Origin of the sequence: Providencia sp. PROV269 (assembly GCF_028477785.1) — a bacterium.
Classification (GTDB): domain Bacteria; phylum Pseudomonadota; class Gammaproteobacteria; order Enterobacterales; family Enterobacteriaceae; genus Providencia; species Providencia rettgeri.
This window is the reverse complement of record NZ_JAMPLV010000006.1, coordinates 106,108-123,079: the sequence shown is the minus strand read 5'-3', so window position 1 is coordinate 123,079 and position 16,972 is coordinate 106,108. Positions and strand designations below refer to the sequence as shown.

Annotated in this window: 15 protein-coding genes; 6 read left to right on the top strand and 9 right to left on the bottom strand. The window is 40.6% G+C overall.

Going from position 1 to position 16,972, the window contains the following annotated elements; genetic code table 11:
* Positions 1 to 22 precede the first annotated feature (22 nt).
* The 5 genes from PR683_RS10790 to PR683_RS10770 form a co-directional block, all read right to left on the bottom strand.
* Complete coding sequence (locus PR683_RS10790; RefSeq protein WP_004914298.1) at positions 23 to 406, bottom strand: 5-carboxymethyl-2-hydroxymuconate Delta-isomerase; 384 nt, start codon at positions 404 to 406, stop codon at positions 23 to 25.
* Positions 407 to 415: 9 nt separating this feature from the next.
* Positions 416 to 1,297 carry a 3,4-dihydroxyphenylacetate 2,3-dioxygenase gene (hpaD, locus tag PR683_RS10785; protein ID WP_004914293.1) on the bottom strand — a complete coding sequence of 294 codons (882 nt, stop codon included), beginning with the start codon at positions 1,295 to 1,297 and terminating at the stop codon, positions 416 to 418.
* A 223-nt stretch (positions 1,298 to 1,520) separates the two neighbouring features.
* Positions 1,521 to 2,987: a 5-carboxymethyl-2-hydroxymuconate semialdehyde dehydrogenase gene (gene hpaE / locus PR683_RS10780; RefSeq protein ID WP_004905295.1), complete on the bottom strand. Its 1,467-nt coding sequence runs from the start codon at positions 2,985 to 2,987 to the stop codon at positions 1,521 to 1,523.
* Complete coding sequence (locus PR683_RS10775; RefSeq protein WP_004914288.1) at positions 2,987 to 3,766, bottom strand: fumarylacetoacetate hydrolase family protein; 780 nt, start codon at positions 3,764 to 3,766, stop codon at positions 2,987 to 2,989. The genes hpaE and PR683_RS10775 overlap by 1 nt, the downstream gene beginning before the upstream one ends.
* Positions 3,766 to 4,395: a fumarylacetoacetate hydrolase family protein gene (locus PR683_RS10770; protein WP_109911939.1), complete on the bottom strand. Its 630-nt coding sequence runs from the start codon at positions 4,393 to 4,395 to the stop codon at positions 3,766 to 3,768. The genes PR683_RS10775 and PR683_RS10770 overlap by 1 nt, the downstream gene beginning before the upstream one ends.
* A gap of 430 nt (positions 4,396 to 4,825) precedes the next feature.
* Between PR683_RS10770 and hpaR the strand changes: the two genes are divergently transcribed.
* From hpaR to PR683_RS10745, 5 genes are all read left to right on the top strand, one after another.
* Positions 4,826 to 5,281 carry a homoprotocatechuate degradation operon regulator HpaR gene (gene hpaR / locus PR683_RS10765; protein ID WP_004905292.1) on the top strand — a complete coding sequence of 152 codons (456 nt, stop codon included), beginning with the start codon at positions 4,826 to 4,828 and terminating at the stop codon, positions 5,279 to 5,281.
* A gap of 974 nt (positions 5,282 to 6,255) precedes the next feature.
* Entirely contained in the window at positions 6,256 to 8,076 is a 1,821-nt protein-coding gene (locus tag PR683_RS10760; RefSeq protein WP_109911940.1) for a colicin-like bacteriocin tRNase domain-containing protein, read from the top strand.
* A gap of 2 nt (positions 8,077 to 8,078) precedes the next feature.
* On the top strand, positions 8,079 to 8,339 hold the full coding sequence (locus PR683_RS10755; RefSeq protein WP_004914275.1) for a bacteriocin immunity protein: 261 nt from the start codon (positions 8,079 to 8,081) through the stop codon (positions 8,337 to 8,339).
* Positions 8,340 to 8,457: 118 nt separating this feature from the next.
* A complete protein-coding gene (locus PR683_RS10750; protein WP_272581788.1) occupies positions 8,458 to 11,538 on the top strand; it encodes a DUF637 domain-containing protein in 3,081 nt (1,026 codons plus the stop codon).
* On the top strand, positions 11,535 to 12,140 hold the full coding sequence (locus tag PR683_RS10745; protein ID WP_164528463.1) for a hypothetical protein: 606 nt from the start codon (positions 11,535 to 11,537) through the stop codon (positions 12,138 to 12,140). The genes PR683_RS10750 and PR683_RS10745 overlap by 4 nt, the downstream gene beginning before the upstream one ends.
* Before the next feature lie 138 nt (positions 12,141 to 12,278).
* On the opposite strand, the gene PR683_RS10740 is transcribed toward PR683_RS10745, so the two are convergent.
* The 4 genes from PR683_RS10740 to PR683_RS10725 all read right to left on the bottom strand — a co-directional run bounded on the left by PR683_RS10740 (position 12,279) and on the right by PR683_RS10725 (position 15,951).
* Positions 12,279 to 14,285 carry a BCCT family transporter gene (locus PR683_RS10740; protein ID WP_004914264.1) on the bottom strand — a complete coding sequence of 669 codons (2,007 nt, stop codon included), beginning with the start codon at positions 14,283 to 14,285 and terminating at the stop codon, positions 12,279 to 12,281.
* A 418-nt stretch (positions 14,286 to 14,703) separates the two neighbouring features.
* Positions 14,704 to 14,970, bottom strand: coding sequence for a DksA/TraR family C4-type zinc finger protein (locus tag PR683_RS10735; RefSeq protein WP_196719817.1), 267 nt, complete (start codon positions 14,968 to 14,970; stop codon positions 14,704 to 14,706).
* Between the two features lie 74 nt (positions 14,971 to 15,044).
* A complete protein-coding gene (locus tag PR683_RS10730; RefSeq protein ID WP_004914258.1) occupies positions 15,045 to 15,482 on the bottom strand; it encodes a GNAT family N-acetyltransferase in 438 nt (145 codons plus the stop codon).
* A gap of 145 nt (positions 15,483 to 15,627) precedes the next feature.
* Positions 15,628 to 15,951, bottom strand: coding sequence for a hypothetical protein (locus PR683_RS10725; protein WP_004914251.1), 324 nt, complete (start codon positions 15,949 to 15,951; stop codon positions 15,628 to 15,630).
* A 305-nt stretch (positions 15,952 to 16,256) separates the two neighbouring features.
* On the opposite strand from PR683_RS10725, the gene PR683_RS10720 reads away from it, so the two are divergent.
* Entirely contained in the window at positions 16,257 to 16,943 is a 687-nt protein-coding gene (locus PR683_RS10720) for a DUF421 domain-containing protein (RefSeq protein ID WP_004914249.1), read from the top strand.
* Positions 16,944 to 16,972 lie beyond the last annotated feature (29 nt).

The window sequence follows — 16,972 nt, the reverse complement described above, 5'->3', positions numbered from 1 at the left end:
TAAACCATTAACCTTTAAACTGTTAACCCTTAAATAAGGCATGAACATTGTTTTGCTTATAATTTAAAACTGGATCAAGCTCTTCCATGGTAAAAGATAATGCGAGGTAGCGTTTTGCCATCAAATCGGCAAAATGTTTTTTGATCAGCTCAAAAATCATTTCCCCCGTTTTTTGCCTATCTTCAAGAGAACGCCCAGCACCTATCTTCAACGTCATATGGACAAAAGCATAATCGTGCTTGCCATCGGCCATTTGCCAAGTATCTAGCCAAATAGCACGACTACGAATGCCACCTAATGGGAAGATACCTGTTCCCGCAAGGGCTTCATTCACTTTGGCGAAGAGCTCAGGTAGCTGAGCGTCATCACGAATGTTTTCTGTACATTCTGCATAAAAATGAGGCATAACAACTCCTTACGCAGTGGTGGCTTGTTTGTCAGTAATATAACTAGGCAGAGGGAATACCGCGTTTAATTGTCCTGTTCCAGAGCTTGCGAACAAGTCAGTTAAAATTTCCACTTTTTCGGCGTATTTATCCCAACCCAGCATACCTAATAGCATCACGGTGTCGTGCATATGGCCTTCGCCATAGCAGTAGTCGGCATATTCAGGTAACATTTTGCAGAATTCTTCAAAACGTCCTTCACGCCAAAGTTTGACGACGCGTTTATCCATTTGCTCATCAAATTCACGTGTGTAGCTGTTCATGCCATCTTCAGCACGTTGGTCATCAATAAAGCGGTGAGATAACGAACCACTTGCTAGTACCGCCACAGTTCCATCGTATTTTTCAATCGCAGTCAGTACGGCTTCGCCTAACTTACGGCTGTCTTCAAAACTATGAGAAGTACAGAAGGCTGAAATCGAGATGACTTTAAAGTGACGATCGCTATTCATATAGCGCATAGGGACTAATGTGGCGTATTCGAGGGTTAAGCTTGGAATTTCATGTGCTTGAGCACGAACGCCTAATTTACGTGCTTCCTCACCGATCATTTGGCCCAATACGGAGTTCCCATCATATTCATATTCCATATCACGAATAAAATGTGGAAGCTCATTACTGGTATAAATACCTTTGAAGTGGTCAGCACAGTTAATATGATAGGCGCTGTTAACTAACCAGTGTGTATCAAAAACAATAATAGTATCAACGCCCAACTCACGGCAGCGGCGACTGATTTCTTTGTGCCCATCGATAGCGGCTTGGCGACATCCAAAGTTTTTACCTGGTAGTTCTGATAGGTACATGGATGGGACGTGTGTTATTTTTGCTGCGAGTGCCAACTTACCCATTTCCTTCCTCCTTCGCTTATCCGTCATACTTCGCGCCGTAGCGTTGTTGGCTTCATAAAGTTACCCTAGTCACATACTTCAGTATGCTCCTAGGGATAACTTCACTTACCGCCTAGCTACAACACGAATTATTTAGGATAAGTAGCCAAATTAATTATCATTGATTCAAAATTACTTAGAATAAAGAATGGTGTAGCTTGCTACGGAATAATTTTGCTTTTTATTACACACCCCAGCGAGGGATGTTGTGGTCTCCGTAGGAGATACAGACGTTCTTCATTTCCGCGAAGACTTCGAAGCTATACTCGCCACCTTCACGGCCTACACCCGAAGCTTTTACACCACCAAAAGGCTGGCGCAGGTCACGCACGTTTTGGGTGTTAACAAACACCATGCCAGCCTCAATGCTGCGTGATAAACGTAAAATCTTGCTGACATCTTGTGTCCAAATATACGAAGCAAGACCGTACTCAATATCATTTGCCATGCGTAAACCGTCTTCTTCAGACTTAAACGGAATTAAACAAGCAACAGGCCCAAAGATCTCTTCTTGGGCGACACGCATGCGGTTATCGACATCAGCCAATACGGTAGGACGCAAGAAATTACCACCTTTGAGGTGATCAGGTAGATCAGTCGGTTTGTCTGGACCACCCGCTAACAAGGTTGCGCCTTCTTCCATACCTAAGCGAATATAACCCGAAACTTTGTTCCAGTGCTGCTGGCTGATCAATGCACCCACTTGGGTTTTGGGATCGTTCGGGTCACCGACGATCAGGCGATTTGCCCGCTCAGCAAAGCGTTTAACAAACTCAGGGTAGATGCTTTCTTGAATGAAAATACGTGAGCCAGCCGTACAGCGTTCACCATTAATGGAGAAAATAGTAAACAGAGCTGCGTCTAGTGCACGCTCAATATCGGCATCTTCAAACACCAACACAGGTGATTTACCACCTAACTCCATAGAATACTTTTTCAAGCCTGCATTTTGCATAATGGTGCGGCCAGTAGCCGTACCGCCGGTAAAGGAAACCGCACGGACATCATGATGCTTAACTAACGCATCACCCGCAGTGCTACCGTAACCTTGAACCACGTTCAGAACACCTGCTGGAATACCGGCTTCTAGTGCCAGTTCACCGAGGCGATTTGCCGATAATGGTGATAATTCAGACATTTTCAGAACCGCAGTATTACCCAGTGCTAAACAAGGGGCGGTTTTCCATGTGGCGGTCATAAATGGCACGTTCCATGGGGAAATTAGCGCACAGACACCCACAGGTTGAACCAAGGTGTAGTTCATCATCTTGTCATCAACAGGGTATGTACGGCCGTTCATTTGCTGGCAAATTTCAGCAAAAAATTCAAAGTTATGTGAAGCACGTGGGATCAACACGTTTTTAGTTTGGTGAATAGGTAAACCGGTATCTTTGGTTTCCATTTCCGCGATTTGCGGGACGTTTTCGTCGATCAATTCACCAAGGCGACGCATTAAGCGAGCGCGCTCTTTCATTGGGGTATTGGCCCACTTTGGAAAAGCGTCTTTCGCTGCGGCAACGGCTTGGTTGATTTCATCTTGTCCACCCGCGGCGACTTCTGCTAATACTTCACCCGTTGCAGGGTTGGTGGTTTCGAAATAGTCTTTGCTGGCAACGTTTTTACCGTTGATCCAATGATTAATCTTAGTCATTACACTCGTTCCTCATAGTCTTTTTCGCTGATAATGGTGTTGACCAGTCGGCCAACGCCTTCAACTTCAACAATGACTTCGTCGCCCGGTACCACGTCAGACAGCCCTTTTGGTGTCCCCGTAGCAATCATGTCTCCCGGTTGCAATGTCATAAAGTCACTGAGGTAAGCAATTAAAAAAGGAATATCGAAAATTAGATCGGCAGTGGTGCCTTTTTGGCGTAATTCACCATTAACATAGGTGTACAAAGCCAAATTATGCGGATCTTTAATGGCATCTTTATCGACAATCCAAGGGCCAATCGGCGTTAAAGTATCACGACTCTTAACACGTAAATTTGGGCGATAATAGTTCTCTAAATAGTCACGGATCGCATAGTCATTACACACGGTGTAACCTGCGACATAGTCCATGGCATCTTCCCTTGAAACCTTGTGAGCTGTTTTACCAATCACCACCACTAATTCAGACTCATAATGCATATATTCCACATTATCAGGGCGAACAGAAACTTGGCGATGACCCGTTAAGCTGCTTTCTGCTTTTAAGAAAATTAAAGGCTCTTCAGGTGGCTTAAATTCTAATTCGGCAGCGTGGTCGGCATAGTTCAGGCCTAGGGCAAACAAGGTTCCTTGCGCAGGAGGTAACCATTCAACATCAGGAGAATCACCCGCAATCACGTCCCCGTTAGGTAACGTAATGGCTTCGTTATCACCGACGGTGACGGAATATTCAGTGCCTTTAAAAAGGATTTTTGCGTGTTTTGTAATCGTAGACATTATTTTCCTCCTGCTGCCACAACGGTATTTTTCAGGCTAGGAAAGCCTTCCGCTTGAATAACCACTTCGTCACCGGGTTTGATGGTGACACGTTGTTGTGGTGTGCCGAGCAGGATCACATCCCCTTGCTTTAAGGTGGCGAAGTCACTTAATGCAGCAACTAACTCACTCGCATCACGGATCAGATCTTTTGTTGACCAGCGATCCACTTCTTTACCATTTACTAGGGTGATGATATCGACAGGATTATTTAGCGAAGTTGCAACCATTTCACCAATTGGACAAAACGTGTCGCGGCATTTTGCTTTAATGGCAGGGCGATAGAAGGTGTCTTCTGGCAAGCTCACTTCATTTGCCAGCGCAAACCCAGCAATAAACTGATGTGCATCTGTCTTACTGACTTTACGTGCATTTTTACCGATCACCAAAGCAAGCGTAGCGCCACTTTGCACTTCTTCACCAGCGGGATGCAAAATTTTCTCGCCTGAATTGATACGCGTATTACGCGGCTTAATAAACCACACTGGGGTTTTTGGTGGGGTTTTATAAGGGGCTTGCTGGAATGCCTCAAGCCAGTGGCTAAGCTGGCTTTGATGATTGAGGGCAACGGCAAATACAGTGCCTTTCATTGACAACTCCTTAATGAAAAGAATTCAACTTTCGAGTAATTATTAATATATTAATAAAGTATAATTTTGAAATTAGCAATAGGTTTATGGAAATGTTAATTTTAATTGTGATCTCATTAACATAATTAAGTTGTCTTCTTGTAAGGTTATGTTATAAAAGAAAATATTATTTTTTCAATTTTTTTTGATTTACAAAAAATTAACTTAAAAGTGAGTTTTTAAATTATTTACTCATTAATATTTTAGGGTTTTTCTTTGAGATTGTTATTTGACCGTGCTACTCTTAAATAAGGCAAACTGGTGATGTGAAAGCTCATAGTTATGGTATGTGATTTCATCAAAGTACAGGGCCAACAAAGCGAAATGGCAACTGCCATAAAATGCCAAAATTGGGTTAAGTAACGTTAATTAAGTGGTGAGTTTTAATCTTATGCATGAATCATTGACAATTGCATTATTGCAGGCAAGAGAAACCGCAATGGGTTTTTTCCGGCCGATATTAAAGTCGTATAATTTGACTGAACAGCAATGGCGTATCATTCGAGTTTTAGCTGATAAGCGTTCAATTGATTTTCATGAATTATCAGTTCAAACCTGTATTCTGCGCCCAAGTTTAACGGGGATCCTAACCCGTATGGAGCGCGAAGGTTTAATTTTCCGCTTAAAACCGTTGAATGACCAACGTAAATTATATGTCTCTTTGACACCTGCAGGGCAAGAGCTCTATGACAAAGCACGGCAGGAAGTGGAAGAAGGCTATCAAAAAATAGAGCTGGCATTTTCACCAGAGAAAATGCAGCAATTAACTGCGTTGTTGGATGAGCTAATCGCTTTAGAGAGCCCAGATTATAGTAATATCGCTGCTGATAAGAGAAAGAGCGCCTAAATTTTCGTCATATTTCGAGCTCTAGCTGTGTTGGCTTCTTTCGGCTATTTGGGTCATATATTGATGTATGCTCCCCAAACTATCCTCAATTGCCGCCTTGCTAGAGTTCGAACTATTTAGAAATTTAATCATTGGCCATATTTCGGTTATTTGGGTTACATACGTGAGATGAATAAGCGGAAAAGTGCCTAAATTTTCGTCATATTTCGAGCTCTAGCTGTGTTGGCTTCTTTCGGTTATTTGGGTCACATACTGATGTATGCTCATCTGACTATCTTCAATTGCTGCTCCTACAATTCGAATTATTTAGAGTATAGTTATCACTTGAATAATTCCCTTTCCCTGTAGATTCACTGCAATCGAACTTTACTTATACTCATTAGATAAACGCTAAATTCCCCACTGTCATATCCTTTTTTGCAATTGTGAAATTACCTGTAGGGCTACTTGTGACAAAGTCTTCAGCAAAATTATTTTCTAATAAAATCAATCGATTGATTTTCAGTGTGTAATATTAAATATTATCTTTAATGAAGTATTAACCGAAATAATGGAATGAAATAAACACAAAAAACCGTATTAAACAGGAAAGTGTTCAATTTTAGTCATAGTGAATATTTTTTATCTAAAAACAGTTAATGAGAATAAGTTACATTACTATTAACTGACTGTTAATGACAAAAACTTAAACAACATGACAAATAATCAAATTATATGGCGTTTATTATATTTACCGTTATTCATGATTTCGCCTTATGGCTACACAGAAAATCAATTGCTACCTTCTGCAGGATGATTTATTTCATGAAGAGTGGATGAGGGAGCAGGAAAGCGAAGGTAAAAAGTAATGCAAACAAAAATAATATTCATTAGTATTTTTTCTTATTCATGAATTAGGTTTATATTTAATTTAACTTAACTGTGTATTTACACAGTGCCATGAAACGGATTCTTAATAAAAAAAGGAAATTTTTATGGGTGTACATGCTTCAGATGGTTCAGGATGGAGTTCTGAGAATGATCCGTACGGTGGAAATGATAACAGCGGAAAAGGCACTGGTCCGGAAGGTAATGGGGATGGCGGTAACTCAGGCGGTGGAGGGAATGGTTCATCGGTGAATTTCAGCAAAACGCCGGAAAAACAAGCTATTGCCTCAGCCATGTTAATGACGATTCCGTCCCAAATAGCGATAGTTGAGGGAACGTGGGGTATTACAATTAATACGACTGCACTCACTTCGCCTTTTGCCCGTTTGGCTGGGTTATTGGAGAGTAGCTTACCGATGGCTGGTCGTTTAACTGCCGTTGGTGCTTTACTTACACCTACCCCTATTGCTTTAGATACAATGGACCCTGCTTTTCGGGAACATCAGCAACAATTAGCCAATTTAGTCGCTAATCAGAAATTACAGAGTCAAACATATTCATTAACGGCTCTTCCTGTCAGCATCGTGACAGATATGCCCGTTAAAGATATTTCTCGTCAAAAAACAGTGCCGGCTAAGGTTGTGGTTGAACAGGTTGTTTCGCCAGAAAAGAATAAAGTTACGCCCGCAATGACTAAAAACCCGCAACAGGTCAATGTTGTTCAAGCTAAAAAAACTGGGCGACCAGGTGTATATTCTGTTGAAATTGCACCAGGTAAACCGGCATTACAGATTGAAATGACGGATAAAAAGCCGAGTGCATCGTTTAAAACACCGTCTTATGACAATGTTAAGCCAGAATCGGTTATTCCGAGTGTAACGTCTGAGACATATCAGGGGATTGTTGATTTTGGTGGCGACCATGCGCCAATTTATATTTCAATATCGAAGAATCCAACGACTGCACAAGAAAAACAACTAATTGAGGAAGCTAACCGAGATTGGCGTGCTTTATATCCAGCTGAAGCTGCGGAATTAGATTGGAAGCAAGCAAGTAGCGAGTTATCACAAGCAGATGTAGATGCTCAGACAGCAAAAAGAGAACTCGATAAAACTAAAAGCTCTCCGGAAGGCGGTGCTTTAACTGATGTGAGTAAAAATCCTTTACAAATTAAACAGTCAAGTCAGGTAATTTCTAGCGTATTTGGTATTGAATATATTGAAAAAATTGATAATCAAAAAGCATTGTCATATTTACTCAATCGTAATCCTGAAGATTATGTTATTAACATTTTGAGTATTGCTAGCGTATATGGATATGAGACTGATGATGGTAGCGAACCTGAAGTTCTAATTGATGATCCGGAAATTTATGAGTCTATTGTAGAGCGTTTCACATTAGCAAAAGAGCGACTTTTAGACGCTGAAAAAGCAATTAAAGAAGCAGAGAGAAAGCTGGGCATAGCTTTAGAGAAAAAGAAAAAAGCCGAAGCTAAAGAAAAGAAAGCGAAGGATAAAAAAGAAAAAGAAGAGAAGCGTAAAAAGCCTGGCACTGCTACAGGAAAAGGCAAAAAAGTTGGCGATAAATGGCTTAATGATGCCAGTAAAGAAAATGGTGCTCCTATTCCTGAGCAAGTAGCTAATAAATTACGAGGTAAGAAATTCAACAGTTTTGATGAGTTCAGGAAGGCCATCTGGAATGAGATATCAAAATTTCCAGAATTGATTAAAAATCTTAGTAAGAATAATAAAACTCTTGTCTCTAAAGGATACTCGCCTTTTGCTAGGAAAAAAGATCAAGTTGGTGGTAGAAAGGTACATGAGTTGCACCATGACAACCCAATTAGTGAAGGGGGAGAAGTCTATGACATGGACAATTTAAGAGTTACAACCCCGAAAAAACATATTGATATCCATAGAGGTAAATAAGAATGGAACTAAAAAATAAAATTACTGATTATACAGAATCTGAATTTTTAAAGTTTTTAACAATTATTTGTAATGCAGATACAGCAAATGAGGAAGAACAAATTAAGCTTGTGACTCACTTTGAAAAAGTAACAGAGCATCCAAGTGGAAGTGATCTTATTTACTACCCAGAGGATGGCGCTGATGATTCTCCAGTTGGTATTTTAAAAACAATCAAAGAATGGCGTGCTAAAAATGGTAAGCCTAGTTTCAAAAAAGGCTAAGAACTACTACTTAAGAACTACTATTAATGGAATAGCTGAACATAAAGCATCAATGACTTAAGGATGAATCATTGATGCTTATCCACCAATTGTTATTCGTCGCGATGAACTCAACTTAATGAAACTCGCGGCTTCAGAACCTGTCACCAATATCAATGCGTTACTCGCAAAAACAGGAAATTGGACAAGTTCGGGGGAAATAAACCTCACCGCAGGCAAAAGTATTGAAGCGCATGGCATTGCCTTCAACAGTGGAAAATCACTGACGTTCAATGCAGGCCAAGATATTTTGTTAGGCTTAAAAGCGATTAAAGATGTCGACAATGTATTCAAGACCAATCGCTACCCAGAGCTGCGCTCTCAACTCATTGCGAATGGTAATATTACGTTAAATGCGGCCCGTGATATTGACTTGCAGTCGGCTAACCTTCAATCCACAGAAAAAATTATTGTACTTTCAGGCCGTGATACTAAATTAACGGCTACCGCTTACTCTGCCATTCCCAACCCCAACGAAGATAACCAAGATGTACGTTATGTCACTTCGACACTTTCCGGTGATAAAGGCGTCACGCTGGCCTCCAATGGCGCACTTACCGCACAAGGTAGCACAATCAAATCCCTAAATGACATCACACTCTCAAGCGGGGGAAATGTACGGTTAGAGTCGGTTAAAACGAATTATCGAAAACAGTCAGGGAAAACATATGAAGAGTTATATCGCCAAATTGGCACTGAAATTAACAGTGGTAAAACGCTGACCATTTTGTCTGAGGGGAGCATTCTTTTCCAAGCGTCTCGTCTCATTGCCAAAGGCGCGATGGATATTGCGGCAAAAGGTGGGTATCTCTATGCCCAAGCCATGGAGGAAAGCAGTTACTTCGAAGAGTATAAAAAGAAATGCAATAGATGGACGCTTTGTATCACGAAAAAGGAAGTGAGAAAAACACGCAGTGATAAAACCAATAAAGTCACTGAATTTACCGCAGGTGGTGATATTAACCTATATGCCAAGGATGATGTCACCTTAGAAGCCACCAAAATTAATACGGGCAAGAATGCCAAAATCACCAGTCAAACCGGTAAGGTGAATTTTAAGGCTGTCAAAAACTCGCAATTTGAACAGGTGATTACAAATTCTAACGGGTTTTATATTACACAGCGCAATAAAGGGTATACCTCAGATAAATGGATTCTACCCAGCCTTCATATTGGTGGCAAGTTGACGGTTGATGCGAATAAAGGGATCACTGCGGATGTCAAAACCAAAGAAGGACAGTCATTCGAGCAGGCGCTAGCCATATTAAGTCGCACTCCGGGGTATGAGTGGCTCGGGGACGTTAAAAATAACAAAAACATCAATTGGGCTGTTGTAAAAGATGCTTATAGCCAGTGGGATATAAAAACTGAAAGCCTTAATCCAGTCGTAGGTGCTGTGATTGCCATTGCTGTAGCGGCTGCTACTTATGGAACCTCTACAGCCGCCAGTGTTGGTGGACTTGCGAGCTCGACTGCCACAAGCATGGGGGCTTCAGCGACGACAGCGTCAATGGCTTCTGCTGCGGCACAGGCGGGGTTTGCCTCACTTGTTTCTCAAGCGTCTGTCGCGTTAGTTGAGAATAAAGGAAACCTGTCAAAAACCTTATCTAGCCTAGGGAAAAGTGATACTGCAAAATCAATAGTGACCAGTATGATTATTGCGGGTTCACTTGAAGGGTTTGATATTGCGTTATATGGCAAAGTCACTGATCCCGCCAAAGTGACCTTACCAAAGCTCAGTGACGGGAATTGGACTCAAGTCGCGCAGCGTGTGGTAGGGCAAAGTGCTATCAGCTCAACTATCGGAACAGCGATTCAAGGTGGGAGCTTCACGGACAACTTTAAAACAGCCCTACTCAATAGTGTGGCAGGGCAAATTCAAGCCGAAGGGGCTAACCTGATAGGCGATAAATTCCAGTATTTATATGTAGATAAACAGGGAAAAATCATCGGTCATGCTGGAAAGACACTTAGCCATATGGCATTGGCAGGATTGAGTGCCGAAATATCTGGGGCTAATGTCAAAGGCGCCGTTGTTGGTGCGTTAGCGGCAGAGTTAGCTGCAATAACATTGAACAGTAAATTGTTTGAGCCTAAATATCTCAATGAGCAAGAAAGACAACTTGCATTGGTACAAGATGCTATCAAAGGTAATGAAGCCAAAACTCAATTCACTAAAGTCTTAGGTGGACTTGCAGGGGCATTAATTACCCATAAGCCGGAAGGCGCTTTTTCTGCCGCTAATTCTGCTGAATTGGTTTATACATATAATTATACAGAGCATCAACTCCAGCAAATAATTATAGAGAACAATCTCGATATGATGGCGGCAGCTAAGGGAGATAAAGCCGCCGCACAAAGAGTAGCCGCAAGAGAACAGGCTGCTGGAGTGGTGGGCTTAGTTGCTGTCGGAGGGGTAGTTATCATACTCGGAGGTGAAGTAGTTATTGCCGCAACTCCACAAATTGCAGAAGGGCTAAAATTAGGCTTTGCTGGTTGTAAAGCAAGCGTCAGTTTCTGTGCTAATAAGCTAGGCTTGGCAGTCGCAGAGATAGCCGCACCTGAAGCTGCTATATCGACAGCTGCAATCGGGGGGGCTGGCTTTAAGGTTGTAGCGAACTCTGAGGAGGCACTTAAATCATTAAAAAATGCAATACCAACTACCTCAAAGGAGTTATTAACATCTGGCAAACTTAATACCTCTAAATTAATCCCCATCATAGAAAAAGAGCAATTACATGCCTCTGCGACTAACAAATTGGTTGCGGAAATTAATAGACTCCCGTCTAAGACGCAGGCTGCAAATACAGCCACCATGATAGGTGCATATGATCCTGTAACGGGGAAGATAGCTATTGGATACAGCGATGGTAAAATTTCAGCTGAAATGCTGAACAAGGACACTGTAATTTATGTTGAGAAAAAACTTGGTGTTAAAATAGCTGAATATACAACATTTTGTAAAAATAAAGTGGGCGCCTGTGCTGAGGTATCAGCAGCAGACTCGTTGATCCGCCAAGGAGTTAAGCCAGAAAATATCCGATTTACCCAAGCGGTCAGGCCTAGAGAGGTTTGGGGAAAAGATACAATTTCGCTAAAAGCAATAAAAGAAACATGTGACAATTGCCTAGTTACATGGCCAACAGGAGTAGATAGATGAGTATGTTAGATATTAATTGGGAACCTAGCTTTGGTTCGGTTTTTACTTGGTTTGCCATGGATAAAAACGGAAAAATTGCTGTCATGATTAATAATGGTTTTGGTGATTTACCTAAATCGTTATTGGCGATTAATAATGTTACAGAGCTTTTGAATGATTTAAATGAATACATGTGGGAAGAATCAGCAACCTTTGTAAATTATCCCCTCAATAAAGGTGGCTCAGCTATTTTAGATTTATATTCATCATGTCTTTATCGACATCTATCTTCGAAAAAAGAAGTTGAAGAGTGCATAGAAAATGAGTTAATGACTTCGGGACATTACAGTGATACTAATCTGACAGTCAATAAAGGTTTTTTTATTTATCAAGCGATAGAAGGCAATAACCCTGGAGATGATTACCCTGTCGGCTATGAAGGTGAAACTAAGATGGGGGATTATTTTCGTTATTTGATGCCGACTATTTATGCTTCAATTGAAGACTTTCCTGAAGAATTGCGCCATGGAATTGCGATATCTGATACCATTGATTTCACAAAAGATAGGCTACTGGATAACGATAAAATTAGTGAGTATTTTCCGCGTATGTACCATGACTAAGGTTATGGGCTATTAAGCGAAAAAATAAAACAAGGCAAAGCTAGGAAATAATCATAAATAACCGCCATCTTTACGTAACGATGGCGGTTACTACTGTGTAAACTTCAGTCTTTAATATTCAATCTCACTCTTTTTGGGCTACTTCCCCAACAAGTGTAAAAAGTGAATATGTTTTTCGTACTGATCAAGAATATCGTGAATGATCTGCTCTTTTGCCCAGCCCATCACATCGTAGTCTTGCCCACCTTCTTTTAAGTGAATTTCAGCGCGGTAGTAGCGTTGTTCTTCACTCTTTTCATCATCACTTTCTGTGCCCATACCCGCTAAGGCAAAAGAGGGCTGAATATAGTAACGGAGGCGAACTTCGTATAAAAAGTTCATATCGTCGCCTAAATCGACCTCAAAACCTATTCGGTCATCTTTGTCAGTATGGATATGGCATACAGTACCTTGTTTGGCCAGTTCTTCCGATACCATTTCCATTGATGGCTTCACAGATTCTTCCATAAAGCGTTTAACATGCGCGCGTTTAGGGAAATATACGATGTTACGTAAACGCCTTTGCCATGGAATAGGGTTACGACTGGCGGTTGGGGCGATGGTCGCTAATTGCTGGCTATCGCGTTTATACGCATCAACTCGAAGTGCTTTAAATAACCCATAAATAGAGGCCAATAACACCATCGCAAACGGTAGCGCACTGGCTATTGTCAGTGTTTGCAAGGCTTGCAAACCACCAGCTAACAGCATGGTAATGGCAACGACACCCATTAACCCAGCCCAAAAAATACGCTGCCAAATTGGGGTATTTGAGTCACCACCAGAGGCTAGGGTATCAACGACCATAGCGCCTGAATCTGCTGAAGTAACAAAGAATACAATTACCATCAACATAGCAAAAAAGGAGAGCACAGAAGAAAATGGGAAGTAATTAAGAAACTCAAATAAAGCGAGAGACACATCAGCTTGTACCGTATCTGCTAATAGTGTTGCGCCTTTATTTTTGATTAAATCTATCGCCGTGTTACCAAAGAACGTCATCCACATCAATGTGAACCCTGCAGGGACGAATAATACGCCCATGACAAATTCACGGATGGTGCGGCCGCGGGAGATACGTGCAATAAACATCCCGACAAATGGTGACCATGATAACCACCAACCCCAATACAGTAAGGTCCAACCCCCTAACCAGCCACTGGACTTAGGTTCATACGCATATAAATTAAAGGTTTTAGTGACGATCTCTGATAGATAACCCCCCGTATTTTCAACGAAAGATTTAAGCAGAAGCACTGTTGGCCCTAAAGCAACAATAAGTACCAGTAATAAGAAAGCAAGGCCAAGGTTGAGTTCAGATAAAATACGGATACCTTTATCAAGGCCCGAAACCACAGAAAGTGTCGCTAAACCCGTAAAGGTGATAATTAAGATCACCTGCACAGTTTCATTCACAGGCCAACCAAACAAATGGTTTAAACCTGCGTTTACTTGTAGCACACCGAAACCGAGAGAAGTAGCAACACCAAATACGGTACCGACAACGGCAAAGACATCAACCGCATGGCCAATAGGGCCATAAATTCGCTCACCAATAATTGGGTAAAGGGCTGAACGTAATGTGAGAGGGAGGCCATGACGATAGCTAAAAAACGCTAAAATTAATGCGACAATGGCATAGATAGCCCAAGCATGTAGCCCCCAGTGGAAGAACGTTAAGCGCATAGCTTCTTTAGCGGCTTCAACCGTTTGTGCTTCACCGACGGGCGGGTTGAGGTAGTGCATGACAGGCTCAGCAACCCCAAAGAACATTAAGCCGATCCCCATACCCGCGGAGAACAACATCGCAAACCATGATACATAGCTAAAATTTGGCAGGGCATGGTCTGGTCCCAATTTTATTTGCCCGTAACGGGAGAGTCCCAGATAAGTCACACTCAAAAGAATAATAGCGACAGCAAGAATGTAGAACCAACTTGCGTTATTAAATAAATTTTGTTGAAGATGACTTAGATGAGATTCTGCGACTTCTGGCATCAAAGCGGCAAAGCCAACGATAACCAAAATAATAATGGCAGAGCTATAAAACACAGGGGGACTAATTTTAGAACGAACTTTTTTAGAATCAGTAGCAATTTGACTCATAACAACCTTCTTTTGTTTTATTTTATTTTTGGCATACCGAAATTGACAAAGTATGCAACGCGCTGTCCTTCTTAATGAAACAATGAATAATTGCGAAAAGGTTCCCTAAGGAAACAAGATAGAAAGAACAATAATATGGTGTTGATGACAGGCTAAACTGCCTAAAGTAGTAATGAAATCCGAGTCTTTGCCACCTTCATAAGTTAAAAAATAGGCGGTTATACTGCCATGATATAGATGAATGATCAACAAAAGTGGGAAATAAGATTAAATAAGGGATGAAAATATCATGTTAATTATCATTAAATTAATAGTTAATGATGCACTATTTACATGTTTTACCAATAAGTTAACGCAAATACGTGAAAGTAAGTGCTAGGTAAGTAAAAAGCACAGATAAATTGGGATGAAAATGTAACTAACGTAATTGGCTATCCTTACTGCCACGTCGATTATAACCACTAAATGCAGATTGTTTTTTATCTAATTCATTTTGGCAGTTAATACAGAATTTAACGCCGGGCAATGCTAAGCGGCGGGCTTCAGGAATGGCTTCACCACACTCCTCACAAAACTCAGCGCTTTCACCGGAGTGTAATTGCTGTCGCGCTTTCGCTACCGCATCATCAAGAGTGGCATCAATTTGTTCTTGAACGGCATCTTCATTTGCCCAACCATTTGCCATTATTCACCTCTATTTGATTAAATCTTGACCGTCTATCAATATAGGGACGAGAGAATTTAATTCAAGGGCAATTATTACTCTAAAGATAATGTCATGTAAATGTGGTCCATTCCGTCCTCATCATACATTTCGCCTTCAGTTTGATACCCAAGGGTATGGTAAAAATCAATGGCCGTATGTTGTGCTGAAAGAGCAATTCTAGGGTAATGGTGGGAGCGACCATATTGTTCTACAAATTTCATTAGTTCACGTCCAAGCCCTTTGCCGCGGTGTGGCTTTTGTACTGCGACACGACCAACTTTGATGAGAGTGTCTTCAAGTAGTACGCAGCGTAATACAGCTGCTGGCTGATCATTTAAATACAAAACCACATGTAATGCGGATTCATCATATTCATCGACATCGATATCAGCGGGGAACCCCTGCTCTTGAGTAAAAACTTGTTGGCGCAGGCTGAAAGCATCGGTAAGGAGTTCTGGGTTTGCGTACCCAATACTGTGTTTAATTTGCATTAGTTTTCCTAGTTGCTAATGAATAAGAAGTGTAATTATATCGTGGAATGGCGAACTAGTTAGGCGGGTTTTGTTGTTTTTTTTGGCACCAAATAAGAATGCAGGCATTTAAAGCCCACATTCTTGAAGAGAACTGAGGAGGAAATTATTTTTTATCAGTTTCAGCGTCATTTTCTGCTTTGAGCGATTCCGTTTTTTCTTTCATATCGGTTGCCACTTCATCGGCTTTATTAATCGCATCTGTTTTGACTTCTTGGCTTAGCTCTGACGCGTTTTGTTTCAACTCTTCAGCTTTATTTTGCGCATCTTTAGTTAGCTCATTGGCTTTTTGTTCACCATCTTCTTTTAATTGCTGGGCTTTTTCTTCTGCTTGTTTAACGGTATCACTTGGTTTGGATGAGTCATCACAACCAGCGATAACAGTAACAAGACCCGCGAAAAGAAGTGAAGTGATGAGTTTTATATTCATAAACATATCCTTAGCACGATGTAGGTAAAAACATTATTAAAGCCCGATATTGGCATGATTGCCAATGTGTATATTTAACTATAGTTGAAATTAAGAGTATTATAAAACAAATATATAACATGATGAAATATAAAGATATTTTTCGAATTTGGATTTGGGTTGAAACCTATTTTTTGGGAAAATAATCGTTTGTTCCATGCTATAGCGTTATAAAAAGTAGATAATCAAGCTAAACTGTTCGAAACTTAATAGTTAAATAAATAATGAAAACAAATGTATGTTTTAGATAACAAAGGAATAGCAATATGGCGTACTATTATTCGTTGATTATTTTAAAGTTTATTATCGGTTTTGCCATTGTTATCACTCATATGAACCTATCGGGAAAAACGCAGCTTTCTCAAATGACTCCTATTGATTTCATTGGTAATTTCGTCTTAGGGGGCATTATTGGCGGGGTGATTTACAGTGATACTATCCCATTGTACCAGTATGTGACTATTTTAATTATTGGTGTTTTGTTTATTAGCTTTTTAAACTTTTTAACAAAAAGATTTAATTTTTTTCGTAATGTGGCGATTGGTAATCCCATACCCATTATTAAAAAAGGCCAATTTATAATGGAAAACATTTTAGAGAAATCCAATAAGATAGACCTTATCAATATTTCATCTCGAATTCATGCGCAAGGAATCCACTCTTTTCAAGAAATTTATTATGCACAAATAGAGCCCGATGGGCAGTTAACTATTATTTGCGATGAAAAAAATATGCCATCAGTGATCCTGATAAAAGAAGGGGTTATTAGAAGCTATGGTTTGGAGTCCATCGAAAGAGATGAAAGCTGGTTAATGCAGCAAATTGAATTACAAGGCATTGAATCAATAAATGATATTTTCTTGGCTGAATTTTGGCGCGGTGAAGTCACGTTTATTTTGCGAGATGGTAAAATAAACCGCAAAAATGCACAGCATCTAAAAGTCATTGCTTAAATGAATAGGTCGGTGAAATACAAAAAATA